Genomic DNA, 25,576 nt, shown 5'->3' on the forward strand with positions numbered 1-25,576 from the left:
GTTTTCGTTCTTCGCGGTCTTTTTGTTCCCGCGTTGTTCTCCGCAACGACATGAAACTCTACACGAGTTTGGGCGGAGTGTGAAATCGGGCCGGGCGCCCGCCCTGGGGGCTACTCCGGCAGCTCCAAAACCAGCACGAAATCAGGGTTTTTGTTGTTGCTGAGCACCCAGAGGCGGCCGTCCGGGGCCAGTGAAACGTTCCTAATCCTCCCGTACTCCCGTGTGAAATAGCTCACGGGATCCCCGGCGAATTCGCCGTTCAAGCGAATCGCCCACACTCTCTGGCCGCGCAGCGCCCCCAGGTAGGCCGTGTCGCCGACAATTTCCAGCCCGCTGGGGGAAGACTCCGCCGTCGACGGCCACACCACCTTCGCGTCCCGGAAGCCTTCACGGCGCGGGGCGCCCGTGACCGCCGGCCAGCCGTAGTTGCCGCCGGGGACGATGAGGTTCAGCTCGTCGTCGACGTCGGGCCCGAATTCACTTGCCCACAGCCGGCCGGCGCTGTCCCACGCGAGGCCCTGCACGTTGCGGTGGCCCAAGCTGTACACCGGGTTGTCTCCGAAGGGGTTGCCCGGCGCGGGGCGCCCCTCCGGCGTGATGCGCAGGATCTTGCCGCCGAGGGTGTTTACGTCCTGCGGCTGCTCCGTGCGCCGGGAATCGCCGGTGCCGACATAAAGGAGTCCGTCCGGTCCGAACCGGATCCGCCCGCCGTTGTGCGTGGCGGCCTTGGGAATTCCGGAGAAGATGACCTCCGAGGGGCCCAGCACCAGCGTCCCGCCCCGCTCCTCCAGTCGCATCCGCGCGATCCGGTTGTCACGCGCAGCGGTGAAGTAGGCGTACAGGTAGCGGTCGTTCGCGAAATCCGGGGACAGTGCCAGCCCCAGCAGTCCGCCTTCTCCGCCGGGTACGACGTCGGGCACCGTGCCGATCGTGCCGGCCCGTCCGTTGCGCGCTCCCGGCGCGATGGTCCGGAGCCGCGTGCTGTCGCGTTCGGAGATCACGGCGGTGCCGTCGGGCAGGAAGACCGTGGACCAGGGCAGCTGCAACTCGGCGTCGATCTTTTCGGCAAGCGTGGGCCGGTCCACGCCCGTCCGGGTCACTGCCGGCGTCGGCCCTTCCAGGCCCGGGGTGGCGGTGCCGCCGCTGGGCGGGGGAGCGGTGCCGGCGGGCACATCGGTGCCGCCCGCCGTGCAGCCGCTGAGCATGATCGCGACGGCGGCCGCCAGGCCCACCCAGACTTGTGCGCCCGCGGGCCGGCCGGCCGCGGACTGTCCGGCCGGCGGCGCGGGGTGCCGCGGATCAGCTGATTCCCGGCGCCCTGCCGGTGTCCCGGTCATCGCTGGTCCGGTGCCGGCCGGTGATTTTTCGGTTTCCCGCGCCACGGATTACTGCCGCGTCCGGCGCGGGGGCCGGAAGCCCGCGGCCTCGGCGTGTGCCGCGGACAGGAACCAGACCTCGGCGCGGGTTTCCTCGTAGGCGGGGCTGGTCTCCTCGTGGTAGATCATCGAGGAGGCGTTGCCCTTGACGGTGAAGCCCTCGGGGCCGCTGCCGTCGGCTGACGCTGCCGCCGACCCCTCGCCGTACGGCTGGTCGGCTGCGAGATGGCCGGCGGGCTCGGCCTCATGGCTGGCAGCGGTTTCGGACGCGGCGGACGACACTGCGGTTTGCCGGGCCTCAGCCTCTGCCAAAGGGGACTCGGCCGCCGTTTGCGGCGCCTGGGTTGCCTGTCCGGCATTCCCTTGGTCTCTTGCTTCCGCCATGAATCCGGCGTCCGTGGTGGAGGCGGGCTCCGAGTCGAGGACTGCCTCCGCCGCGGCCGATTCGGCACCGGGGAGGGTCGGTGCATGAGGCTCCGTGTATTCAGGGTGATGCACGGGGGCGCTTGCCGGTGCTGCTGCGGCACCGGTCGCGGCAGCAGCACCGGCGGCACCCGCAGCGGCGCCCGCGACGTGCGCACCGGCGCCGTGGACAGACTCTGGGTGAACGGCCGTATGCGGTTCGGCCGGCGGGGTCTCGGACCACTGGGTTTCCCATTCCGGGTTTTCGGCCGGCGCCTCTTCGGCAGCGGGTGTGGACGCAACGTCAGCGCCCGATGCAGTCGCACCCGACGCCTCGGTGCCCGACACCTCCGCTGCCGCTGCCGCCGCCCGGGCCTTCAAGTGGGCCTCGACGGCCGCCCGGTCCTCAGCCTCGGCAACGGGGTCGGGGGCCGGTTCGGGTTCGGCGCCGGGTTCCGCGTGGTTAAAGCCCGCGGACGCAGGCATCCAGGCGAGTCCGGCTGCCGCCGCTGACGGGGAGGAGCCGCCGCCGGACAGGGCGCCGCGGTGACTGGGGCCGTGGTCGGCGTCGTGCAGGTGGGGAGGTGTGGAATCGTCGGTGGCGGCGGCCCCGGCCCCGGTCTTTGGACCGGCGGAGCCGGAACGGGCGCGGGAGCTGTTGCGGTTCAGCAACCACCAGACGACGGCGACAATCACCGCGATAACGACGAGCCAGATGATCCAATCCATAGCAGAGCCCTTCTGTCCATAAGGCAAGGTTGCCATTGCTTGACGGTACGTCCGCCTCAAGGGGGCTGTCCACCCTTCAAGCCGCCCGCCCTGTAGCCTCTGTTCATGGATTTCAAGAGACTGCGGATTCTCCGGGAACTGGCCGACCGCGGCACGGTCGGGGCCACGGCCGAGGCCATGAGGGTGACGCCCTCGGCGGTCTCGCAGCAGCTCAAGACCCTGCAGGACGAACTGGGGGTGGTCCTGGTGGAGAAGTCGGGCCGGGGCGTGCGCCTCACCGAGGCCGGACTCGCGATGGCGGGGGCAGCCGCCGAGGTGTCCACGGCCATGGCCCGTGCGGAGGCCACCATCGATACCTACCGGCGCGGCTGGCAGACCCACGTCAAGGCCGCATTCTTCCCGAGCGCCGCCGAGATGTTCCTACCCGGCCTCCTGCACCGCGTGAAGGCCATCGACGGCCTGCGCTTCCAAGCGCACTTCGAGGATCCCAACGTGGCCGGCTTCGCGGGCTTGACGGCCGACTACGACATTGTGCTGGCCCACAGTGTCGACGGACCCGATGTCTTTGCCCGGCTGGGGCTGACGGTGGTGCCGCTCCTGGACGAACCCCTCGACGTCGCCATCCCCGAAGGCCACGTGCTGGCCGGCAAGGAGACGCTGCGGGCGGAAGACGTGACCGGGTACCCCTGGATGGGGGTGCCCGAGGGGTTCCCGTTCGACACGGTGCTCCGTCAGATCGAAGTGCAGGCCGATTCCCCGGCCCTCCGCGCCCAGCTGTTCCCGGACCTGCGGGTCCTCGAGGCGCTCGTCAGCGCCGGGCACGGGCTCAGCCTGCTGCCGCGGTACACGGCCCTGAAGAACCAGGGGAGGGGCTTCGTGCTGCGCCCGCTGGCCGGGGTCAAGGCCAGCCGCAGCATCGTTGCCCTCGCGCGCCCGGACGTCGCGGCCCGGACCACCATCCAGCAGGTCCTCACCCTGCTCAAGGCCGAGGCGCAGTCCGTCGCCGAGGCGCCGGAACTGCGTGACGCCGCTCACCTCAACTGAGACATGAGCAGGCCTCACCCGGGCTCAGTCGGAGATTTGAGCCGCAGGAGTCCATCAGGTGAGACGCAAGTCCACTATTTGGTCGCAACATTCCCGGTTTTCCGCTTAATGCGCGAATCCGGGTCGTTGCGCCCTGCGGCGGAGCCCTAGACTTTGACCCATGAGTGAGGACACCCAAACAGCGACAGTCACCCAACCGGACATCAAGCCCCGCAGCCGGGTCGTCACCGATGGAATTCACGCCGCGCCCGCGCGCGGGATGTTCCGGGCGGTCGGCATGGGCGACGACGACTTCGCCAAGCCGCAGATCGGCGTCGCGAGCTCCTGGAATGAAATCACTCCCTGCAACCTCTCCCTGAACCGGCTCGCCCAGGGCGCCAAGGAAGGCGTGCACGCCGGCGGCGGATTCCCTATGCAGTTCGGCACCATCTCCGTCTCGGACGGCATCTCCATGGGCCACGAGGGCATGCACTTTTCCCTGGTGTCCCGCGAAGTCATCGCCGACTCCGTTGAAACCGTGATGCAGGCAGAGCGCATCGACGGCTCCGTGCTCCTGGCCGGCTGCGACAAGTCGCTGCCGGGCATGCTGATGGCCGCCGCCCGCCTCGACCTGGCGAGCGTCTTCCTCTACGCCGGCTCCATCATGCCCGGCTGGGTCAAGCTGGAGGACGGCTCCGAAAAGGAAGTCACCCTCATCGACGCCTTCGAGGCGGTGGGTGCCTGCGCCGCCGGCAAGATGAGCATGGAGGACCTGACCCGCATCGAAAAGGCGATCTGCCCGGGCGAAGGCGCCTGCGGCGGCATGTACACCGCCAACACGATGGCCTGCATCGGCGAGGCGCTGGGCATGTCCCTGCCCGGCTCGGCCGCGCCGCCCTCGGCCGACCGCCGCCGCGACGACTTCGCCCGCAAGTCCGGCGAGGCCGTGGTCAACCTCCTGCGTAAGGGCATCACCGCCCGCGACATCATGACCAAGAAAGCGTTCGAAAACGCGATCGCCGTGACCATGGCCTTCGGCGGCTCGACGAACGCCGTGCTGCACCTGCTCGCCATCGCCCGCGAGGCGGAGGTGGAGCTCACCCTGGACGACTTCAACCGCATCGGCGACAAGATCCCGCACCTGGGTGACCTCAAGCCGTTCGGCCGCTACGTCATGACCGACGTCGACAAGATCGGCGGCGTTCCGGTCATCATGCGGGCACTGCTCGACGCCGGCCTGCTGCACGGCGACTGCCTCACCGTCACCGGCAAGACCGTCGCGGAGAACCTCGCAGCGATCAACCCGCCGGACCTGGACGGCAAGATCCTCCGCGCCATGGACAACCCGATCCACAAGACCGGCGGCATCACCATCCTGCACGGCACCATGGCTCCCGAGGGGGCCGTCGTGAAGAGCGCCGGCTTCGACGCCGACGTTTTCGAGGGCACCGCCCGCGTCTTCGAGCGCGAGCAGGGAGCCCTGGACGCCCTCGACAACGGCCGGATCAAGGCCGGTGACGTCGTCGTCATCCGTTACGAAGGCCCCAAGGGCGGACCGGGCATGCGCGAAATGCTCGCCATCACCGGCGCCATCAAGGGTGCGGGACTGGGCAAGGACGTGCTGCTGCTGACCGACGGCCGCTTCTCCGGCGGAACCACCGGCCTCTGCATCGGCCACGTCGCCCCGGAAGCCGTCGACGGCGGCCCCATCGCTTTCGTCAAGGACGGCGACCGGATCCGCGTGGACATCGCCGCCCGCACCTTCGACCTCCTGGTCGACGAGGCGGAGCTCGAAGCCCGCAAGGTCGGCTGGGAGCCGCTGCCGGCCAAGTTCACCAAGGGTGTCCTCGCAAAATACGCCAAGCTCGTCCACAGCGCCTCCACGGGCGCTTATTGCGGGTGATGCGCGCTGAACCCAACTAGCTAGCAGCTAAGGCCGTTTTGAGCGGTCAAGACGGCCTTAGCTGCGAGCCGGTTGGGAAGGCGTTCAACCAGTGGACAACGAAGTCCATATAGTGAGACAGGGCGGAGGCTCGTTGACACGTGTCTTACTAAGAGGGAAAACTGAACGCATGATCGCATTCGTTACCGCTGGCGTCACTGCAGGCGTCTCCGTCGTACTTACCAAGCGCGTGGCTCCATAGCCGCAACCGGTAACGAACCGTCACGCGGAAACCCCTCGAAGAGCCGTCAGGCTGAGGGGTTTTTTTATTTCCGCACCACCGGTAACACCAGCATCATGCAGCACCAGCAGTTCCACGATCACCGAAGATCCAACCGTAGATCCACAAAGGAAGAGTCCGATGAGCAAAGGATCGCCGATCAGCCCCTCGCTGATGGCCACTAAGTCCGCTGGAGCCCACAAGGCTTCTGAACGCGTCGAACGCCCGGCCGACGCCGGCGTCGACACTGCTGCCGTCTCTCCTGTCCTTGGACCGAACAACGTCGTACCCCCGACGGTGATGACCGGTTCACAAGCAATTGTCCGCTCGCTCGAAGAACTCGGCGTGGACGATATTTTTGGTTTGCCCGGTGGCGCGATCCTGCCCACCTATGACCCCTTGATGGCTTCCCGAATGAACCACATTCTGGTCCGTCACGAACAGGGAGCCGGCCACGCCGCGCAAGGCTACGCCATGGTCACCGGACGGGTGGGCGTCTGCATCGCCACATCCGGCCCGGGTGCCACCAACCTCGTTACAGCCATCATGGATGCCCACATGGACTCCGTGCCGATGGTCGCCATCACCGGCCAGGTCTCCAGCGGAGTCATCGGCACCGATGCCTTCCAGGAAGCGGACATCGTCGGCATCACCATGCCGATCACCAAGCACTCCTTCCTGGTGACCGACCCCAACGACATCCCGCACGTGATGGCCGAGGCATTCCACCTGGCCTCGACCGGGCGCCCGGGTCCGGTCCTGGTGGACGTCGCCAAGGACGCCCAGCAGGGTCAGATGACCTTCTCCTGGCCGCCCAAGATCGACCTGCCCGGCTACCACCCGGTGCTCCGCGGCCACAACAAGCAGGTCCGCGAAGCGGCCCGGCTCATCGCGGCGGCCAGCAAGCCCGTGCTCTACGTGGGCGGCGGCGTGGTCAAGGCGCACGCCTCCGCGGAACTGCTGGAGCTCGCGGAACTCTCCGGCGCCCCCGTGGTCACCACCCTGATGGCCCGCGGCGTCTTCCCGGACTCGCACCCGCAGCACGTCGGCATGCCGGGCATGCACGGCACCGTCTCCGCCGTGACCGCCCTGCAGCAGTCCGACCTGCTCATCACGCTGGGCGCCCGCTTCGATGACCGGGTGACCGGCGTTCTGAAGACCTTCGCGCCGAACGCCAAGGTCATCCACGCGGACATCGACCCGGCCGAAATCTCCAAGAACCGCACCGCCGACGTCCCGATCGTGGGCTCGGTCAAGGAGATCATTCCGGAACTCAGCGAGGCCCTGCGCACCCTGTTCGCCGTCTCCGGCACCCCGGACTACACCAACTGGTGGGCCTTCCTGAACAACCTCAAGGAAACCTACCCGCTGGGCTGGACCGAACCGGACGATGGGCTCAGCGCCCCGCAGCGTGTGATCGAACGCATCGGCGCCCTCACCGGCCCCGAAGGCGTGTACGTCGCCGGCGTGGGACAGCACCAGATGTGGGCCTCACAGTTCATCAAGTACGAACGCCCGCACGCCTGGCTGAACTCCGGCGGCGCCGGCACCATGGGCTACGCCGTGCCGGCCGCGATGGGCGCCAAGGTGGGCAACCCGGACCGCGTGGTGTGGGCCATCGACGGCGACGGCTGCTTCCAGATGACCAACCAGGAACTGGCCACCTGCGCCATCAACAACATCCCGATCAAGGTCGCCATCATCAACAACTCCTCGCTGGGCATGGTGCGGCAGTGGCAGACCCTCTTCTACGAGGGCCGCTACTCAAACACCGACCTCAACACCGGCCACGACACCGTCCGGATCCCGGACTTCGTGAAGCTGGCGGACGCCTACGGCTGCGCGTCCTTCCGCTGCGACCGCGACGAGGACATCGACGCCACCATCCAGAAGGCCCTGGAAATCAACGACCGCCCCGTGGTCATTGACTTCGTCGTGAGCCCCAACTCCATGGTGTGGCCGATGGTCCCCGCCGGAGTGAGCAACGACCAGATCCAGGTTGCCCGCAACATGACCCCGGAATGGGAAGAGGAGGACTGAACATGACCCGCCACACACTGTCCGTTCTGGTCGAAGACAAGCCCGGTGTGCTGACCCGCGTCGCCAGCCTCTTCGCCCGCCGGGCCTTCAACATCAACTCCCTGGCCGTCGGCCCCACCGAGGTCCCGGGCATGTCCCGGATGACCGTCGTCGTCGACGCCGACGGTGAGCTCATCGAACAGATCACCAAGCAGCTGAACAAGCTGGTCAACGTGATCAAGATCGTTGAACTTACCTCCGAATCTTCCGTACAGCGCGACCACATCCTGGTCAAGGTACGTGCGGATGCCGCTACACGGCTGCAGGTTACCCAGGCTGCAGACCTGTTCCGCGCAGCAGTGGTCGACGTCTCCACAGAGTCGGTGGTCATTGAGGCAACGGGCCACCCGGAAAAGCTCACGGCACTGCTCTCAGTGCTGGAGCCTTTCGGCATCCGCGAAATCGTGCAGTCCGGCACCTTGGCCGTTGGGCGGGGATCCCGCTCCATGAGCGACAGGGCTCTGCGCAGCGCTTAGGCATAGTCCCTGAGCATCAAGCAGCTCCTGCCGCAGCACCACACCACAAAGTTTCACAGACAAGCACCACCCAAGAATCCACTCAAAAGGAGACACCCCAGTGACTGAAATGTTCTACGACGACGACGCCGACCTGTCGATCATCCAGGGCCGCACTGTCGCCGTCATCGGTTACGGCTCCCAGGGCCACGCCCACGCCCTCAGCCTGCGCGATTCCGGTGTTGACGTCCGCGTCGGCCTGAAGGCCGACTCGAAGTCCCGCGCCAAGGCCGAAGCCGAGGGCCTGCGCGTCGTCGACGTCGCCGCCGCAGTCGCCGAAGCCGACCTGATCATGGTCCTCACCCCGGACCAGGTCCAGCGCCACGTGTACGCCGAGGACATCGCCCCGAACCTGCAGGCCGGCGACGCCCTGTTCTTCGGCCACGGCTTCAACATCCGCTATGGCTACATCCAGCCGCCGGCAGATGTTGACGTCGCCCTCGTTGCCCCGAAGGGCCCGGGCCACATCGTCCGCCGCGAGTTCGAGGCCGGCCGCGGTGTGCCGGACCTGATCGCCGTCGAGCAGAACCCGTCCGGCAAGGCCCGGGAACTGGCACTGTCCTACGCCAAGGCGATCGGCGGCACCCGTGCGGGCGTCATCGAGACCACCTTCACCGAAGAGACCGAAACGGACCTCTTCGGCGAGCAGGCTGTCCTCTGCGGCGGCGCCTCCCAGCTGATCCAGTACGGCTTCGAGGTCCTCACCGAAGCCGGCTACAAGCCCGAGGTGGCCTACTTCGAGGTGCTGCACGAGCTCAAGCTCATCGTGGACCTGATGGTTGAAGGCGGCATCGCCAAGCAGCGCTGGAGCGTCTCTGACACCGCGGAATACGGCGACTACGTCTCCGGCCCGCGCGTGATCACCCCGGACGTGAAGGAAAACATGAAGGCCGTCCTGGCGGACATCCAGGACGGTACCTTCGCCAAGCGCTTCATCGACGACCAGGACGCCGGCGCCCCCGAGTTCAAGGCGCTGCGCAAGAAGGGTGAAGACCACCCGATCGAGGCCACCGGCCGCGAACTGCGCAAGCTGTTCTCCTGGATCAAGAACGAAGACGACTACACCGAAGGCTCAGTGGCCCGCTAGGCACTGACCGGCAGGGGAGCCGGACACCAACTCTGGGGTCCGGCTTCCCTGCTGTGAAGCACCACCCGCACCACCCGTTTCACCAAAATCCCCACCTGATATACAAGAGAGCTAAAGAGGTCACCGGTGACAAGCACCAAACCTGTAGTACTCCTCGCTGAGGAACTTTCGCCCGCCACGATCGACGCCCTTGGCCCGGACTTTGAAGTCCGGCAGACCGACGGCGCGGACCGTTCCCAGCTGCTCTCTGCGATCGCCGACGTCGACGCGATCCTGGTCCGTTCCGCCACCCAGGTGGACGCCGAAGCCATCGCCGCCGCCAAGAAGCTCAAGGTGATCGCCCGCGCAGGCGTCGGCCTCGACAACGTCGACATCAAGGCCGCCACGCAGGCCGGTGTCATGGTGGTGAACGCCCCGACGTCGAACATCGTCTCCGCCGCCGAACTCACCGTCGGCCACATCCTCAGCCTCGCCCGCCACATCCCGCAGGCATCCGCCGCGCTCAAGGACGGCGAGTGGAAGCGCTCCAAGTACACCGGCATCGAACTCTTCGAGAAGAAGATCGGCATCATCGGCCTGGGCCGGATCGGCGCCCTCGTCGCCGCCCGCCTGAAGGGCTTCGACACCAAGATCCTCGCCTACGATCCCTACATCACCTCGGCCCGCGCCGCCCAGCTCGGTGTGCAGCTGGTGACCTTTGACGAGCTGCTGGCGCAGTCGGACTTCATCAGCATCCACATGCCCAAAACGCCGGAGACCGTCGGCATGCTGGGCGCCGAGTCCTTCAAGAAGATGAAGAGCACCGCGTACGTCGTGAACGTCGCCCGCGGCGGCCTGGTCGACGAGGAGGCCCTCTACGCGGCGCTCGAGGCCGGCGAAATCGCCGGAGCCGGCGTGGACGTCTTCGTCAAGGAACCCAGCACCGACCTGCCGTTCTTCAAGATGGACAACGTGGTGGTCACCCCGCACCTGGGCGCGTCCACGGACGAAGCGCAGGAAAAGGCCGGTGTCTCCGTGGCCAGGTCCGTCCGCCTCGCCCTCGCCGGGGAACTGGTTCCCGACGCCGTCAACGTGGCCGGCGGCGTGATCGCCCCGGACGTCCGGCCCGGCATCGCGCTCGTGGAAAAGCTGGGCCGCATCTTCACCGCGATGACGCACGCCTCGCTCACCCAGTTCGACGTCGAGGTCGCCGGCGAAATCTCCTCGCTGGACGTCAAGGTGCTCGAACTCGCGGCCCTCAAGGGGATCTTCGCCGACGTCGTGACCGAGCAGGTCTCCTACGTCAACGCGCCCGTGATCGCCGAGCAGCGCGGCATCAACGTCCGCCTGATCACGACGCCGGACACCGAGTCGTACCGCAACGTCCTGACCCTGCGCGGCGCCCTCAGTGACGGTTCGCAGATCTCCGTGGCCGGAACCCTGACCGGACCCAAGCAGGTCCAGAAGCTCGTCGGGATCAACGGCTTCGAGGTGGAGATCCCCATCAGCGAACACCTCGTGGTGGTCGCCTACGCGGACCGCCCCGGCGTGATCGGCACCATCGGCCACATCCTGGGCATGAACAACATCAACATCGCCGGCATGCAGGTTGCGCGGCAGGACGAGGGCGGCCAGGTGCTCGCCCTGCTGACCATCGACAGCTCCGTTCCGCAGCAGGTCCTGGAGGCCATCAAGGCCGGAATCGGCGCTGACATGGTGCGCGAGGTGGATCTCGAGGACTGATGTCTTCACCGTGGATGCCGGCGGCGGCTCGGGCCGCCGCCGGTGTCCGCGAACACATGGCTGGTCTGCGTACAATGGCTACGTCCGATTTTCGGATCCGGCCGGCAGCCCGGCCTTTACTTTTGCACACCCGGCAGGGGACGCCTTCACTTCCGCTTTGGAATGAACAGCGGTGTGCGCACGCAATCCAGCTTTCAGGAGCCCAATGAACGCCGTCCAGAGGTTCATCAGAAGCCGAGTGCTTTTGCTGACCGCGTCCATTTTGATCGTGGCCATGTGCCTTTCGGTCCTCGTTCAGGGTCAGTCACAGGCCGCCCTGAACCGGACCGTTGACCAGAATTCGCGGGGGCTCTACGACGTCCTTGTCCAGGCCAAGACCGACGACAACGGCGGGCTCATGCAGCCGGAAATCGCCGCCGGCCAGGGCGGCATCAGCTTCGAGCAGCTGGACGCCCTCCGGAAACTCTCCGGAACCTCCGTGGCGGCGCCCATCAGCCTCGTCTCCCGCGTCACCCAGGACCTCGAGTCCCCCCGCCTGGAGGCCACCGACTACCTCGGCTACCAGGCCGGACTCGCCGGCACCGCCGGGGACCCCACCGCCACGGACCCGAGCAAATGGCCTGCCGCCGAGTCGGTCCTGTCCGACACACCGAAGACCTACCGGCTGACCGCCAGCGCCGTCAGCTCCGACGGACACTCCGAGCAGACCCTGTTCAAGACCACGGCCGAAGGATCACTCGGCAAGGCCCGCATCATCGAAGAGGAGGTGGCCGGCGGCAAGAACGTCCGCATCGCGGGCCCCGAGGGGGAGACCGGCATCAAGTTCCCGGCCCCCGCCGGCGGCTCCGAGCACAACCTCTTCAACCTCTCCGTCTCCCTGCCCCTCGCCCCGCAGGTGACGGAATCCGTCGTCGCCGTCGACCCCGTCTCCGAGCGCGCCCTCCTCGGCAGCGCCGGCGACTTCCTCGCCCCGCTCGAAAAAGCGCCGCCCGCCGACGCCCGCAACGCCGGAGCGATCGGCCGCCACTTCGAAAGCCTCTTCACCACCGGCATCAGCATGGACGAACTGAAGGAAGGCCCCGATTTCCTCGGCGTCAAGCTCAAGTACTGGGCGCCGCTGATGAGCCAGTACCAGCAGGCCAAGCGCAACGGCCAGCTGACCGAGGACTCCCAGGCGATTCCGCTGATTGTCCGCTCCGGCACATCCCTTGACCTCAAGTACTCGGTCAAGATCGAGGAAATCGACGCCTCCGGCAACGTCACCAAGGAAGTCGGCACCGCAACGCGGTCGCTGGACAAGGACTATCTCCCGTTCGTCTCCAAGTCCCCGTTCTCCCTGGCCTGGCCCGGGTCCAAGGACCTCACGCCGCTGCTGGGCGACACCGCCAGCTTCGGCCAGGGCCTCTACAACCCCGCGACGTGGAGCACCGACTTCGCGTCCGCCCCGAAGTACACCGACGGCGAGACCGCAGGCAACGGCGCCGTGGACAAGAGCGCCACCCCCGGCGACTGGGTCACCGTGAACCGCCTCCCGGAGAAATCCGCCAGCGGCGACCCCGTGGACCAGACCCAGCGCAAGCCCGTCGACGAGCGCTCCTACCGCACTGACCTCGAGACCGGCAAGAAGCTCGCCACGCCGCTCGCCATGGTCTACGGCACGTTCGACGCCGAGAAGGTCAAGGAAGCGGCCGGCGACGTCAACCGCCTGCCCCTGGGCGGCTACGACCCCACCCCGTTCACGCTCACCAAGGACGCCTCCGGCAAGGACGTCGAGAACACCGAGCTCAAGCCCTCGCTCAGCGCCACGGGCCTGGCCAGCCAGTCCGCCGGCGCCATCACCGACTTCTACGGCCTCGCCGCAGCCCGCGGCTACGAGGACAACGCCGCCGTGATCGACGCCGTGCGCATCCGTGCCAAGGCGCCCGGCAGCTGGAAAGAAGCCCAGCCCGAGGTGGAGAAGCTAGCCAACGAGATCCGCGACATGGGCCTGGAAGCGACCATTGTTGCCGGCTCCGCCCGTGAGGACGCCAGCATCTTCGTCCCCGGCTATTCCAAGGACGACGCCGGCAAGGAAACCCCGCTCGGCACCGTCCAGCAGTCGTGGGTCCGCCAGGACGCCGCTGACGCCGTTTCCGGCTCCCTCACCTCCACCAACCTGACCCTGCTCTTCCTCACCCTCATCGGTGCGGCCCTGCTGACCGGCGCCTCGACCGTGAGCTACGTCCGGAAACGCCGCACCGAGGCCGGTACCCTGCGCGCCATGGGTTGGACCCAGCGCCGCATCCGGTCCTGGGTGCTCGCCGAATTCGGCGTCGGCGCCGCCCTGCTGGCCGTCGCCGGAATTGTCCTGAGCCTTGTCAGTTGGAACCCGGCGACGGCGATCGTGTCCGCCTCCGTGCTGGTGCTCTACGCCGCGGCGGCCTTCTTCGCCGCCCAGCAGCTGCGCCACCGCGAGGTAGTGGACCAGGAACCTCAGCACGATGAGCGCCTCATCGCGGTGGACTCCCCGCTGACCTTCGCCAACCGGCAGTTGAGCACCAACAAGTTCAACACCATCTCCCTGGCGGTCGCCGTCGGCGTCTTCGCCGCAGCGGTCGGCGGCATGGTCGCACTCCTGATCGACATTCCCCGGGCCGCCGGCGCCAGCGCGCTCAGCGGGCTGGCAGCGAGCAGCATCGCGCTGCCGAGCATCATCCTCGGACTGTCCGGCGTCGCCGTCGGCCTCCTGCTGACCATGGTCACCGGCCGCTTCGAGCTGCAGGCCAAGCGCCAGTACCTCGGCACGCTGCAGGCCATGGGCTGGAACCCGGACATGCTGGGCCAGGTCCGCCTCTTCGAAAATGCCATGGTGGGGACGGTCGCGCTGCCGCTGGGTATCCTCGGCGCCCTCGGCGTTGGCCTCCTCCTCGCCCCCTATGCCGCGCTCTGGGCCGCTATCGCCGGGCTCGTGGCTGTACTTTGCTGGATTCCGATTGCAACGAAAGTGGTCCGATGAACAACGACCTGAACCTTGACCGTGAGGCTCACGAGGGGATGACGGCAAGCACCCGCCGCGGTGCCCACCAGACCCGCGCCAACACGATCGTGAAGGCCGCCGACCACGCCACGCCGCTGGAGCTCAGCAACATCACCATCCACTACGGCGGCGGAAAGGGCGGCGCAGAAGCCGTCAACGTCGTCGACGACTTCAACATGACCCTGCACGCCGGCGAGATGCACTGCGTCGCCGGCCGCTCCGGCTCGGGCAAGACCAGCATCCTGACGGTCGGCGCGGGCCTGACCCTGCCGACGTCGGGCCGGGTGTTCTGGGAGGGCGATTCCCTCGAGACCATGGGCGACGACGAAATCGCCGACCGCCGCCGGGCCCTGATCGGCTACGTTGACCAGGGCGGCGCCCTGATCGACGGGATGAGCGCTCTGGAGAACGTGCTGCTTCCCGCCGTGCCCGACGGCGAGGTGGACAAGCGCCGCGACATGGCCAAGGACCTCCTGGACCTCGTGGGCCTGGGCCGGCGCATGCGCCACCGCCCGGCCCAGCTCTCCGGCGGTGAACGCCAGCGCGTGGCCATCGCCCGGGCCCTGATCCTGGGCACCCGCGTGCTGGTGGTGGACGAGCCCACCGCCAGCCTGGACCGGTCCTCGGCCAACCGCATCATCAGCATCCTCAAGGACACCACCTCGGACGGAATCGCCGTCCTGGTGGCGTCACATGACCACGAACTGGTCCGCCAGAGCGATACCCTCACCGAACTGATCTAGGTTAAAACTGTGACCGCTTCCGAAAAAACCCCGTTCTACATCACCACGGCCATCAGCTACCCCAACGGCGTGCCGCACATCGGCCACGCCTACGAGGTCATCGCCACGGACGCGATGGCGCGCTTCAAGCGCCTGGACGGCTACGACGTGTTCTTTATGACCGGCACGGACGAGCACGGCCTGAAGATGCAGCAGACAGCGGAAAAGGAAGGCATCCCGGTCAAGGAACTCGCCGACCGTAACTCGGCCGCCTTCCGGCAGATGAGCGATGACCTCGGCATCTCCCTGAGCCGCTTCATCCGCACGACGGACCCGGACCACTACGAGGCCGCCAAGGCTCTCTGGCAGCGGATGGAAGCCAACGGGGACATCTACCTTTCCAAGTACGCCGGCTGGTACTCGGTCCGCGACGAGCGCTATTTCGTCGAGGACGAGACCGAGGTGCAGGCCGACGGCCTCCGCTACGCGTCGGAGACCGGCACCGAGGTGACCTGGACCGAGGAGGAGAGCTACTTCTTCAAGCTTTCTTCCTACCAGGACCGGCTGCTGGCCCTCTACGCGGACCACCCGTCCTTCGGCGCCCCGCACAACCGCTTCAACGAGGTGGTCAGCTTCGTCAAGGGCGGCCTCGAGGACCTGTCGATCAGCCGCACCTCCTTCGACTGGGGCGTTCCCGTCCCGGGCAACCCGGAGCACGTCATGTACGTCTGGGTGGATGCGTTGACCAACTACCTGACCGGCGTCGGCTTCCCCCACACCGACTCCGAGCTGTTCCGGAAGTATTGGCCCGCGGACGTCCACGTGATCGGCAAGGACATCTCCCGCTTCCACGCCGTCTACTGGCCCGCGTTCCTGATGTCCGCCGGGCTGGAACTGCCCAAGCGCGTCATGATCCACGGCTTCCTGCACAACCAGGGCGTCAAGATGTCCAAATCGTTGGGCAACGTGGTGGCCCCGGCCGACTGGGTGGCCCAGTACGGCCTGGACCAGGTGCGTTTCTTCCTGCTCCGCGAAGTCCCGTTCGGCGCGGATGGCTCCTACAGCCACGACGCCGTCGTGGGCCGGATGAACGCCGACCTCGCCAACAACTTCGGCAACCTGGCCCAGCGTTCGCTGTCCATGGTGGCGAAGAACTGCGACGGCGCCGTACCCGTCCCCGGAGGTTTCACCGCCGAGGACGCCGCGCTGCTGGGTCAGGCCAACGGATTGCTGGACATTTCCCGGGCCGCGTTCGAAAAGCAGGAGTTCAGCCGTGCCCTCGAGGCCATCTGGAATGTCCTGGGCGACACCAACGCCTACTTCGCCGAGCAGGCCCCGTGGGTGCTGCGGAAGACCGACGTCGAACGCATGAACACCGTTCTCTACGTGACCCTCGAGGTGCTCCGCATCGTCGCCATCCTCGCCCAGCCGGTCATGCCGGCGGCGACGGCGGCCATCCTGGACACGCTGGGCCAGCCGGAGGGGGAGGCCCGCGAGTTCGCCGCCCTGGGCACGCCGATCGTGGCCGGAACCCCGCTGCCCGCCCCGTCCCCGGTCTTCCCGAAGTACGAGGAGCCTGCCGAGGCCTGACCGCCGCCAGACGCTCCCGCAGATCCCGCGGCCTTTCGAGTGACGCTCCCGCACCTCCGACTTGAAGGAGCGGGAGCGTTTCGCTTTTGCCCGTCTGAAGTGCGGCAGCGTCGGAGTGGTGTTCGAATAGTGAGACAACTTGACCAGCATGTGGATCACTTGGCTACGCTGAAAACATGAGCGCATCCACCATTGATCTGGCCGTCATTCCCGGCGACGGCATCGGCCCCGAGGTCACCGCCGAGGCTGTGAAGGTCCTCGAGAAGGCCGCCGCCGCCGAGGGCATTGTGCTGCAGCAGACCCACTACAAGCTGGGCGCGCAGCACTGGCTCGAAACGGGGGAGACCCTGCCGGAGGAGACCCTCGCCGATCTCCGCACCCGCGACGCCATCCTGTTCGGCGCCGTCGGCGCGGCCCCGGGCGACACCCGCATCCCCTCCGGCATCATCGAGCGTGAGCTGCTGCTCAAGCTGCGCTTCAGCCTGGACCACTTCGTCAACCTGCGCCCGTCCCGGCTGTACCCGGGCGTCGCCAGCCCGCTCGCCAACCCCGGCGACATCGATTTCATCGTGGTCCGCGAGGGCACCGAGGGCCCCTACGTCGGCAACGGCGGGACGCTGCGCCCCGGCACCCCGCACGAGGTCGCCACCGAAGTCTCGCTCAACACCGCCCACGGCGTGGAGCGCGTGGTCCGCGACGCCTTCCGCCGGGCCAACGACCGCCCGCGCAAGAAGCTGACCCTCGTCCACAAACACAACGTCCTGGTCTTCGCCGGCCACCTCTGGAAGCGGACCGTGGAGGCCGTGGCCCAGGAGTTCCCGGACGTCACCCATGACTACCTGCACATCGACGCCGCCACGATCTTTATGGTCACGGACCCGGCGCGCTTCGACGTGATCGTCACGGACAACCTCTTCGGCGACATCATCACCGACCTCGCCGCGGCCGTCACCGGCGGCATCGGCCTGGCCGCCTCGGGAAACATCAACATGGAACGCACCGCGCCGTCCATGTTCGAACCCGTCCACGGTTCGGCTCCGGACATTGCCGGTCAGCAAAAGGCTGACCCGACGGCGGCCATCCTCTCCGCAGCCCTGCTGCTGGACCACTTGGGCTACGGCGCCGCCGCACGCAAGATTGAGGCGGCCGTCGTCGCCGACATCGCGGCCCGCGGCACGGCAGCTCCGGACGCCGCAGCCCGCAGCACCAGCGCGATCGGTGACGCCATCGCCGCCGCCCTGTAAGCGCCACGAGGCACCGGGCCGGCGGCCCCGCCAACGGGCGTAAGCTTGTTTCGAATCACCAATATGCTGCCGTGGTCCGACGATGAACCACGTTCACACACCAGGCAGCCGACCGTGGAGGAACCATGACTCAGACTGCCCATGGCGTCGAATTCACCCAGCAGCCCTCGGCAACCCCGAAGTCCGCTGAAGAACGTGCTGCCATCCTGGCGAACCCGGGTTTCGGCAACTATTTCACCGACCACACCGCGATCGTCGACTACAGCGTCAACGCCGAGGGCAAGGGCGGCTGGCACGATGCACGGGTGGAGGCCTACGGCCCCATCTCCCTGGACCCCTCCGCCGCCGTGCTGCACTACGGCCAGGAAATCTTCGAGGGGCTCAAGGCCTACCGCCACGCCGACGGCTCCATCTGGACCTTCAGGCCGGAGGCCAACGCCGCCCGCCTGAACAAGTCGGCCCGCCGCCTGGCCCTCCCCGAACTCCCCGAAGAGTACTTCCTGGGCGCCATCCGCGAGCTCGTTTCCGCGGACAAGGAATGGGTCCCCTCCGGCGACGGCGAAGCCCTCTACCTGCGGCCGTTCATGATCGCTACCGAGGCCTTCCTCGGCGTCCGCGCCGCCCGTGAAGTGTCCTTCCGCGTCATCGCCTCCCCGGCCGGCAACTACTTCGGCGGCGAGCTCAAGCCCGTCTCCATCTGGATCTCGCGCGAATACGCCCGCGCCGGCCGCGGCGGCACCGGCGCCGCGAAGTGCGGCGGCAACTACGCCGCGTCCCTGATCGCGCAGCAGGAAGCCGAGGCCCACGGCTGCAAGCAGGTCCTCTTCCTGGACCAGTTCAATGACAACGCCGTGGAAGAGCTCGGCGGCATGAACGTGTTCTTCGTGATGAAGGACGGCTCCCTGGTCACCCCCGCGCTGAGCGGCACCATCCTGGAGGGCATCACCCGGATGTCCGTCATCCAGGTGGCCAAGGACATGGGCCGCGAGGTCACCGAACGCAAGATCACGCTGGATGAATGGCGCGACGGTGTGGCCTCCGGCGAGATCGCCGAGGTCTTCGCCTGCGGCACCGCCGCCGTGATCACCCCCATCGGTGTGCTCAAGGACGACACCGAATTCATCGGCTCCGAGGACGCAAAAGCGGGGGAGACCACCATGGCCATACGCGAACAGCTCCTGGGCATCCAGACCGGCGCCGTCGAGGACACCCACGGCTGGCTGACCCGCCTCGCCTGAGCGGTAGCGCCTCACCTGTAGGCAGCGTTCGACGGCGGCCCCCACCTTCCGGTGCGGGGCCGCCGTCGTCGTTAACCGACAGGCCACTGGCCCGGCGGCGCCCGGCCGGAAGCCCCTAGCCACGTCCCGGACGCGGGGGCACAATATGGCGCATGACTGGACTTATTCAGGTTCTGGGTGTCATTTTCGGAATCTTGCTGATCCTCGTGGGGATCCTTGAGTCCTTCTTCTTTCGGGACCAGCGCTTCCACCGGCTGTTCCTCATTAAGCCGGAGGACACGGAAACCGTTCGGATGTGGGTCTTCAACCTGGGGTTCTACAACATGACCTGGGGCGTGGGCGCGATCGTGGGTGCCGTCATGCTGACGGGCGATCAACCCGCAGCCGGCGAGGCGCTGCTGCTGTTCACGTGTCTGGGCCACGTCCTGCTGGGCATCATCTTGGTCCTGTCCGAGCGGCGGCTGTGGGCGAGCGCCATCGCAGAGGCGCTGCTGCCGGCCGTCATTGCTGTGATGCTGCTTGTATGACGCGGGCACTGCATCCCGTCCGGTTCGGTGGGAAGATGGAATGGTGATCCCGGATGACCCCCGCGCCATGGTGCGCAGCACAGAGCTGACCCGCTTCAGGCTGGCCCCCAACCCGGGGCCGATGAGCCTGCATGGGACCAACTCCTACGTCATCGCCGCCCCCGGCGCGGCCGGCACCGTCGTGGTCGATCCCGGACCGCTGGACGAGCCGCACCTGCAGGAGCTGGCCGGGGCCGGGACTGTTGAACTCATCCTGATCACGCACCGGCACGCGGACCACACGGCCGCCGCCGCCAGGTTCGCTGAGCTCACCGGCGCACCCGTGCGCGCCAAGGACCCGGCCCATTGCCACGGCGGAGCACCCCTCGCCGACGGCGAAGTCATCCACGCCGCCGGCACGGAAATCAGGGTCGTGGCCACCCCGGGCCACACCTCGGACTCGGTCTGCTTCCACCTGCCCGACGACGGCGCCCGCGGCTCGGTCCTCACCGGCGACACCATCCTGGGGCTCGGCACCACGGTCCTGGACTACCCCGACGGCACGCTGGGGGACTACCTCGCCTCACTGGACCGGCTGGAACAGCTGGGCGCCGCCACCGTCCTCCCGGCCCACGGGCCCATGCTGCCCGCTCTGGACACGATCGTCCGCGCCTACCGGGACCACCGCGAGGACCGCCTCGCGCAGATCCGCGCCGCCCTCGACGGCCTGGGTGCCGGCGCCGAGGTGACCGAAGTGGCCGACGCCGTGTACGCCGCCGTCGACCCCGCCGTCCGGCCCGCGGCGGAACTGTCCGTCGCCGCCCAGCTGCACTACCTGCGCACGGACAGCGGCACCGCCTAACCGTTCGGAGACGGTACGCTTGGAGCCATGCGTATCGCCCGGTTTGTAGTCGATTCTGATCCCCTCTACGGCATTGTTGAAGGTGAGCCCGGCAGTGAGATAGTCACTGTCATCAACGGCGACCCCTTCTTCCAAGGCGTGGAACGAACCGCCGTGCGGCACAAGCTCGAGGACGTGCGCCTGCTCGCCCCGATCATCCCGCGCAGCAAGGTCATCGGCGTCGGCCGCAACTTCGTGGAACACGCCAAGGAACTCGGCAACGACGTCCCGGCCCAGCCGCTGCTGTTCCTGAAGCCCAACACGTCCGTGATTGGGCCCAATGATCCGATCATCCTGCCGGAGTTCTCCGAGGAAGTGTCCTTCGAGGCCGAGCTCTGCGTCGTGATCGGCCGGATCTGCAAGGACGTCCCGGAGGAGCGCGTCGACGACGTCGTCTTCGGCTACACCTGCGGCAACGACCTCACCGCCCGCGACGTCCAGAAGACCGACCTGCAGTGGGCCCGGGCCAAGGGCTTCGACACCTCCGCGCCGCTGGGGCCGTGGATCGAGACCGAGCTGAACACCGAGGACCTGCAGATCCGGGGCCGCCTCAACGGCGAACTGCGCCAGGACGGCAGCACCAGCCAGATGATCCGCGGCGTCCGGGAACTCGTCTCGATCGTCTCGCAGGCCTTCACCCTCCTGCCCGGCGACGTCATCATGACCGGCACCCCGGCCGGCGTCGGACTCGTTGAGGCCGGCGACCGCTTCGAGGTGGAGATCGAGGGCATCGGCCGGCTCTCCAACCCGGTGGTCCGCCGCTAGCGGGGCCGGGCGGGGGAGCGGGACATGAGCGGTGGCGGATGGCGCGGCGCCCTGCGCGGTTCACGCCGGCGCCGTTCCTTCCTGCTCTTTGCCCTGGGGTCCATCGGCACGTTCACCATGGCGGCACGCGCCGTCGGCTGGCTGGACGGGCCGTCCTGGCTGGCGCTGGCCTTCCTCGCCGCGGGCCTCGTGCTGGCCGGATACTACCTGGTGAAGGCGCTGTCCCGCCCGCAAACCGCGCGGAGCCGCAAGCGCTAAAGCGCGTGGCAGCACGCGGTAAAGTTGGAGTCACTATGACTACTCCTTCTGCGCCCGACGCCGTCTCCAGCTCCGCCCCCAGCGTGACCAGCGAAGTCACCGCTGACACCCCGGTCCGTGTCCGGTTCTGCCCGTCGCCCACCGGCACCCCGCACGTTGGCCTGATCCGTACCGCCCTGTTCAACTGGGCCCACGCCCGCCACACCAAGGGCACCTTCGTGTTCCGCATCGAGGACACGGACGCGGCGCGCGACTCGGAGGAGAGCTACCAGCAGCTGCTCGAGGCCCTGAAGTGGCTTGGCATCACCTGGGAGGAAGGCGTGGAGGTGGGCGGACCGCACGAGCCGTACCGCCAGTCCCAGCGTCTGGACCTGTACAAGGACGTCGTCGCCAAGCTGATCGACGCCGGCTACGCCTACGAGTGCTACTCCTCCCCGGAGGAGGTCGAGGCGCGCCACCGCGCCGCCGGCCGCGACCCCAAGCTGGGTTATGACAACTTCGACCGCGAGCTCACCGAGGAGCAGCTGGCCGCGTTCAGGGCCGAAGGCCGCCAGCCCGTGCTCCGCGTCCGGATGCCGGATTCGGATGTCACCTTCACCGACATGGTCCGCGGCGAGATCACCTTCAAGGCCGGCAGCATCCCGGACTACGTGATCGTCCGCGCCGACGGCTCCCCGCTCTACACCCTGGTCAACCCGGTGGACGACGCGCTGATGGGCATCACCCACGTGCTTCGCGGCGAGGACCTGCTCTCCTCGACGCCCCGCCAGGTGGTGCTGATCAACGCATTGATGGACATCGGCGTCGCCAGCTACCTGCCGGTCTTCGGCCACCTGCCCTACGTCATGGGCGAGGGCAACAAGAAGCTCTCCAAGCGCGACCCGCAGTCCAACCTGTTCCTGCTCCGGGACCGTGGCTTCATCCCGGAAGGCCTGCTCAACTACCTGTCGCTGCTGGGCTGGAGCCTCTCCGCCGATGAGGACATCTTCACGGTGGAGCAGCTGATCGAGCACTTCGACGTCAACGACGTGCTGGCAAACCCGGCCCGCTTCGACATCAAAAAGGCCGAGGCCATCAACGGCACGCACATCCGGATGCTCGATGCCGAGGACTTCCGCGGCCGGCTGGTCCCGTACCTGCGCACGGCCGGGTTCCTCGGCGACACGCTCACTGCCCGCCAGGAGGAGATCCTCGCCGAGGCGGCCCCGCTGATCCAGGAGCGCATCTCCCTGCTGGGCGAGGCTCCCGAGATGCTCGCCTTCCTGTTTAAGAACGACGACGCGATCGACGTCGCGGACGACGCCCGCAAGGGGCTTCCGGAGAACCTCACCGAGGTGCTCGACGCCGCCCTGGCCGCCCTGGAGCCCATCGCGGACTGGAACGCCGAGAACATCCAGTCCGCGCTCAAGGAGGCCCTCGTGGAGGGACTCGGCGTCAAGCCGCGGCTGGCCTTCGGCCCGGTCCGCACCGCGATTTCCGGCCGCCGGATTTCGCCGCCACTGTTCGAATCCATGGTGATCCTGGGCAAGGACTCGTCCCTGGCCCGGCTCCGCGCGTTCCGCGGCTGACGATGAGCACGCCTGCGGCCCGAACCGATGCCCGGCCCAGCGCCCTCGCCGTGGGCCTGGGCGGCATCCGCGGTGTGCTGTTCGACATCGACGACACCCTGGTGGATCTCGAGTTCTCCATGACGGCGGCCCTGCGCGACGTCAGCGAACACCTCCTGCCCGGCCTGGACCAGACCGGGTGGGAGAAGTTCGGGCGGATCTTCACCCGCGAGACCACCCACTTCTATGACCGCTACCTCGCCGGGGAGCTGACCTTCAACGAACAGCGCCTCCTCCGCGGCCGGGCAGCACTGGGGCATTTCGGGGTTGAGCTGGAGGAGGGGGAGCAGGCCCAGCACTGGGTCAGCTCCTACGCCAGCCGGCAGCACGGCTACATCCGCGCCTTCGACGACGTCACCCCGATCCTGGACGCGCTCGATGCCGCCGGCATCCCCTACGGCGCAGTCAGCAACAACGTCCACGACTACCAGCGGGTCAAGCTGGACGCCGCAGGCCTGGCGCGAATCAGCGTGCTGGTGGGCACGGACACGGTGGGTGCGGCGAAGCCGGATCCGGCCATCTACCTGGAGGGCGTCCGCCGGCTTGGCACCGGCGCCGGCGAGACGCTCTACGTGGGGGACAACCGCCTCCTCGACGCTGACGGCTCGACGGCGGCCGGCCTGCTGGGTGTCTGGCTGAACCGCGGCGGGGAACCGGCCCCGGACTTCGCCGGCCGCGAGATCGGTTCCCTGCTGGAGCTGTTGGCCTAACCGTCCGCCGGGGCTCTGGAGGCTCCGGTCCGGCGGTTCCGCAGCACAAGGAACGTGCCGGCCGAGCCCAGGCCCAGGACGCCGACGATCCCGAGGGCCATGGCCGCGTCGGACCGCCCGGCCATGTCTGACGGCGAGACAGCCGCAGCGCTCGAATGCAGCGTGCCCGTTCCCTCGGCAATCCGGGCGTTCCCAGCAGCGAGCTTGTCCGCGCCGGTGGAAAGCTGCGACGAGCCCGATGCCAGTTTGGTGCTGCCCGCCGAGAGCTGCGAGGCGCCCGCGGCCAAGGCCTGGGATCCGTTGAGCAGACCGGGGTTGGCGGGGTCCGTAGGGTCGCCCTTAATGCCGGCGTTCATGGCCGCCGTTCCGTCGGCCAGCCGGGAACTGCCTTCCGTCATCTTTGCGGCGGCTTTGATGAGCCCCGGGCGTGCGGGATTCCCGGGAACGCCGTCCATACCCGTCCGGATCTTTGACGTGCCGTCGGCCAGGAGTTCAGTGCCGAGTACCACGCCCGGGGTGTCGGGGTTCCGGCTGTTGAGCTTGCCGGCCAGCGTCACGAAACCGGCCGTTAGCCGACCCGTGCCCGCGTGCAGCTGGCCCGCGCCGGTCTCCAAGCGCCCGGCGCCTGCCTGCAGCTGTGCCGCTCCGGCGTCAAGCTTCTGGGCGCCGGCGCGGATTTTGGCGATTTTGTCCTTGACCACGGACAGCGGCACCAGGCCCTGGACCGGATCCGATGCCGCGGCCTCGAGGAGTTCGAGAGCCTGCGCGAGGGCGGCCGTTCCGGTGCCGGCTGCGGGGTCGTTGCCGGCGCCCCGGTAGCCCTTGAGCCGGTCCGTTCCGGCCGCAAGATCACCGGATCCAGCCGCAAGCCGGGCCGCGCCGGCGTCAAGCTGCGTGGCGCCGTCGGCCAGGTTGTTGTCCGCGTTGCCGGCAGCCGTGGGGGTGAGGGCGGCGGAGAGCTGTTTGGCTCCAGCCGCTAGCTTCCGGGCGCCGTCGTCCACCTTGTATACCCCGGGGGCGAGTTTGTTGTTGACATCGGTTTCGATCTTTGCGGCGCCCGTGGCCAACTGGTCGGCACCGGCCTGGAGCTTCTGGGCCCCGGGAGCGAGCTTCTGGCTGATCCCCGCGTGGACCTTGTCAGCGCCCGCCGAGAGTTGGCCGGCGCCGGTGTCCGCCTGACCGGCCCCTGTGGCAAGTTTGCCGGCCCCGTCTTTTAGCTTGGATGCCCCGGCGGAGGCCTGGCCTGCTCCCTCGTTGAGCCGGGCAGAGCCATCTGCGATCCGGCCGGTAACGAGGGTGTAGAACCCCAGGAGGGCAATCAGCAGCAAAGCGAGGACGGCGATGGCGATCTGTTGGGTGCGGGAAGGGGTCTTGCCGGAAGCGGCACGGCGCTGTGTCACAGATGGTTCCTCTCGACGGTGTTACCGGCGGCAGCTTGCCGCCGGTCCCCGGCTGTGATGCAGCTAACATTCGAAAATGCCCGTAGAACTGCCCGCAGCGGAGTGGGGGAGGGGTTGTTACTCACTGGTAACTTACCGAGCGTAAACTTGTCAGCCCCGGATTGGCAAGGGTTTCGCTGAGCAGGAGACGGTTCCAGCGGCCGCCCAAGGGTAGTGCCGCCCACTGCGCCGCCGATTTGTGCAGACGAAAACTCTCGGGTAAAGTAATTACTCGTGCTGAGGCGCCGGGAGCGAGGGTTTAGGCCCACGGATCCGGCCCGAAAGTTCCATTGGGATATGGTGTAATTGGCAACACTACGGTTTCTGGTACCGTCATTCTAGGTTCGAGTCCTGGTATCCCAGCTCTGATAATTCCGCGGATTTCCGCGGCTGATCAGGGGTTTTGGATCGGTTCGCCGATTTGAAACACTTGCTGAGTGTATGAAACAATCGCTTAGCGCGAATGGCAGAAATGCTGTTCTGGA

At 67.7% G+C, this 25,576-nt stretch carries 20 protein-coding genes and 1 tRNA gene; 18 read left to right on the plus strand and 3 right to left on the minus strand.

From position 1 onward, the window contains the following. Positions 1–110 precede the first annotated feature (110 nt). Complete coding sequence (locus ASE96_RS04205; protein ID WP_156367505.1) at positions 111–1,205, minus strand: PQQ-dependent sugar dehydrogenase; 1,095 nt, start codon at positions 1,203–1,205, stop codon at positions 111–113. Between the two features lie 180 nt (positions 1,206–1,385). Continuing rightward, positions 1,386–2,507: a sunset domain-containing protein gene (locus tag ASE96_RS04210; RefSeq protein WP_056426324.1), complete on the minus strand. Its 1,122-nt coding sequence runs from the start codon at positions 2,505–2,507 to the stop codon at positions 1,386–1,388. 105 nt (positions 2,508–2,612) lie between these two features. On the opposite strand from ASE96_RS04210, the gene ASE96_RS04215 reads away from it, so the two are divergent. The 17 genes from ASE96_RS04215 (at position 2,613) to ASE96_RS04295 (ending at position 23,652) form a co-directional block, all read left to right on the plus strand. Further along, positions 2,613–3,551 (plus strand): LysR family transcriptional regulator, encoded by a 939-nt coding sequence (locus ASE96_RS04215; protein ID WP_056426327.1) that lies wholly within the window; start codon positions 2,613–2,615, stop codon positions 3,549–3,551. 160 nt (positions 3,552–3,711) lie between these two features. Then, complete coding sequence (gene ilvD / locus ASE96_RS04220) at positions 3,712–5,433, plus strand: dihydroxy-acid dehydratase (protein WP_056426330.1); 1,722 nt, start codon at positions 3,712–3,714, stop codon at positions 5,431–5,433. 400 nt (positions 5,434–5,833) lie between these two features. Next, positions 5,834–7,732, plus strand: coding sequence for an acetolactate synthase large subunit (locus ASE96_RS04225; protein ID WP_056426334.1), 1,899 nt, complete (start codon positions 5,834–5,836; stop codon positions 7,730–7,732). A 2-nt stretch (positions 7,733–7,734) separates the two neighbouring features. Further along, positions 7,735–8,247, plus strand: coding sequence for an acetolactate synthase small subunit (ilvN, locus tag ASE96_RS04230; RefSeq protein ID WP_056426337.1), 513 nt, complete (start codon positions 7,735–7,737; stop codon positions 8,245–8,247). A 100-nt stretch (positions 8,248–8,347) separates the two neighbouring features. Beyond that, complete coding sequence (ilvC, locus tag ASE96_RS04235; RefSeq protein WP_082492560.1) at positions 8,348–9,373, plus strand: ketol-acid reductoisomerase; 1,026 nt, start codon at positions 8,348–8,350, stop codon at positions 9,371–9,373. Between the two features lie 126 nt (positions 9,374–9,499). Next, positions 9,500–11,095, plus strand: a complete 1,596-nt coding sequence (gene serA, locus ASE96_RS04240) for a phosphoglycerate dehydrogenase (RefSeq protein WP_056426343.1) — start codon at positions 9,500–9,502, stop codon at positions 11,093–11,095. 205 nt (positions 11,096–11,300) lie between these two features. After that, complete coding sequence (locus ASE96_RS04245) at positions 11,301–14,090, plus strand: ABC transporter permease (RefSeq protein WP_056426346.1); 2,790 nt, start codon at positions 11,301–11,303, stop codon at positions 14,088–14,090. Next, positions 14,087–14,854, plus strand: a complete 768-nt coding sequence (locus ASE96_RS04250; protein WP_442853878.1) for an ABC transporter ATP-binding protein — start codon at positions 14,087–14,089, stop codon at positions 14,852–14,854. Before ASE96_RS04245 ends, ASE96_RS04250 begins: the two co-directional genes overlap by 4 nt. A gap of 9 nt (positions 14,855–14,863) precedes the next feature. Continuing rightward, positions 14,864–16,423 carry a methionine--tRNA ligase gene (metG, locus tag ASE96_RS04255; RefSeq protein WP_056426349.1) on the plus strand — a complete coding sequence of 520 codons (1,560 nt, stop codon included), beginning with the start codon at positions 14,864–14,866 and terminating at the stop codon, positions 16,421–16,423. A gap of 176 nt (positions 16,424–16,599) precedes the next feature. Next, the gene (locus ASE96_RS04260; protein ID WP_056426352.1) at positions 16,600–17,667 is read left to right on the plus strand and encodes a 3-isopropylmalate dehydrogenase; all 1,068 of its coding nucleotides are present in this window, start codon (positions 16,600–16,602) and stop codon (positions 17,665–17,667) included. Positions 17,668–17,792: 125 nt separating this feature from the next. Beyond that, the gene (locus ASE96_RS04265; RefSeq protein ID WP_056426355.1) at positions 17,793–18,905 is read left to right on the plus strand and encodes a branched-chain amino acid aminotransferase; all 1,113 of its coding nucleotides are present in this window, start codon (positions 17,793–17,795) and stop codon (positions 18,903–18,905) included. Between the two features lie 152 nt (positions 18,906–19,057). Next, positions 19,058–19,432, plus strand: a complete 375-nt coding sequence (locus ASE96_RS04270) for a DUF1304 family protein (protein ID WP_056426357.1) — start codon at positions 19,058–19,060, stop codon at positions 19,430–19,432. A 40-nt stretch (positions 19,433–19,472) separates the two neighbouring features. Beyond that, positions 19,473–20,273: an MBL fold metallo-hydrolase gene (locus ASE96_RS04275; RefSeq protein ID WP_056426360.1), complete on the plus strand. Its 801-nt coding sequence runs from the start codon at positions 19,473–19,475 to the stop codon at positions 20,271–20,273. 27 nt (positions 20,274–20,300) lie between these two features. Next, positions 20,301–21,077 carry a fumarylacetoacetate hydrolase family protein gene (locus ASE96_RS04280; RefSeq protein ID WP_056426363.1) on the plus strand — a complete coding sequence of 259 codons (777 nt, stop codon included), beginning with the start codon at positions 20,301–20,303 and terminating at the stop codon, positions 21,075–21,077. Positions 21,078–21,101: 24 nt separating this feature from the next. Continuing rightward, positions 21,102–21,335 (plus strand): hypothetical protein, encoded by a 234-nt coding sequence (locus ASE96_RS04285; protein ID WP_056426367.1) that lies wholly within the window; start codon positions 21,102–21,104, stop codon positions 21,333–21,335. Between the two features lie 35 nt (positions 21,336–21,370). Continuing rightward, positions 21,371–22,903, plus strand: coding sequence for a glutamate--tRNA ligase (gltX, locus tag ASE96_RS04290; RefSeq protein WP_056426370.1), 1,533 nt, complete (start codon positions 21,371–21,373; stop codon positions 22,901–22,903). Between the two features lie 2 nt (positions 22,904–22,905). Next, positions 22,906–23,652, plus strand: a complete 747-nt coding sequence (locus ASE96_RS04295) for an HAD family hydrolase (protein WP_056426373.1) — start codon at positions 22,906–22,908, stop codon at positions 23,650–23,652. Here ASE96_RS04295 and ASE96_RS04300 read toward each other — a convergent pair. Next, a complete protein-coding gene (locus ASE96_RS04300; RefSeq protein ID WP_056426376.1) occupies positions 23,649–25,052 on the minus strand; it encodes a hypothetical protein in 1,404 nt (467 codons plus the stop codon). The genes ASE96_RS04295 and ASE96_RS04300 overlap by 4 nt on opposite strands. A gap of 330 nt (positions 25,053–25,382) precedes the next feature. Between ASE96_RS04300 and ASE96_RS04305 the strand changes: the two genes are divergently transcribed. Then, positions 25,383–25,454: transfer RNA gene (locus ASE96_RS04305), tRNA-Gln, on the plus strand. Positions 25,455–25,576 lie beyond the last annotated feature (122 nt).

It is taken from the genome of Arthrobacter sp. Leaf69, assembly GCF_001422645.1.
GTDB lineage: Bacteria > Actinomycetota > Actinomycetes > Actinomycetales > Micrococcaceae > Arthrobacter.

Coding starts and splice junctions, on each gene's coding strand:
- ASE96_RS04205 (WP_156367505.1), bottom strand. CDS start 1,205: ATGCTCAGCGGCTGCACGGCGGGCGGCACCGATGTGCCCGCCGGCACC.
- ASE96_RS04210 (WP_056426324.1), bottom strand. CDS start 2,507: ATGGATTGGATCATCTGGCTCGTCGTTATCGCGGTGATTGTCGCCGTC.
- ASE96_RS04215 (WP_056426327.1), top strand. CDS start 2,613: ATGGATTTCAAGAGACTGCGGATTCTCCGGGAACTGGCCGACCGCGGC.
- ilvD (WP_056426330.1), top strand. CDS start 3,712: ATGAGTGAGGACACCCAAACAGCGACAGTCACCCAACCGGACATCAAG.
- ASE96_RS04225 (WP_056426334.1), top strand. CDS start 5,834: ATGAGCAAAGGATCGCCGATCAGCCCCTCGCTGATGGCCACTAAGTCC.
- ilvN (WP_056426337.1), top strand. CDS start 7,735: ATGACCCGCCACACACTGTCCGTTCTGGTCGAAGACAAGCCCGGTGTG.
- ASE96_RS04245 (WP_056426346.1), top strand. CDS start 11,301: ATGAACGCCGTCCAGAGGTTCATCAGAAGCCGAGTGCTTTTGCTGACC.
- ASE96_RS04250 (WP_442853878.1), top strand. CDS start 14,087: ATGAACAACGACCTGAACCTTGACCGTGAGGCTCACGAGGGGATGACG.
- ASE96_RS04260 (WP_056426352.1), top strand. CDS start 16,600: ATGAGCGCATCCACCATTGATCTGGCCGTCATTCCCGGCGACGGCATC.
- ASE96_RS04265 (WP_056426355.1), top strand. CDS start 17,793: ATGACTCAGACTGCCCATGGCGTCGAATTCACCCAGCAGCCCTCGGCA.
- ASE96_RS04270 (WP_056426357.1), top strand. CDS start 19,058: ATGACTGGACTTATTCAGGTTCTGGGTGTCATTTTCGGAATCTTGCTG.
- ASE96_RS04275 (WP_056426360.1), top strand. CDS start 19,473: ATGGTGATCCCGGATGACCCCCGCGCCATGGTGCGCAGCACAGAGCTG.
- ASE96_RS04280 (WP_056426363.1), top strand. CDS start 20,301: ATGCGTATCGCCCGGTTTGTAGTCGATTCTGATCCCCTCTACGGCATT.
- ASE96_RS04285 (WP_056426367.1), top strand. CDS start 21,102: ATGAGCGGTGGCGGATGGCGCGGCGCCCTGCGCGGTTCACGCCGGCGC.
- gltX (WP_056426370.1), top strand. CDS start 21,371: ATGACTACTCCTTCTGCGCCCGACGCCGTCTCCAGCTCCGCCCCCAGC.
- ASE96_RS04295 (WP_056426373.1), top strand. CDS start 22,906: ATGAGCACGCCTGCGGCCCGAACCGATGCCCGGCCCAGCGCCCTCGCC.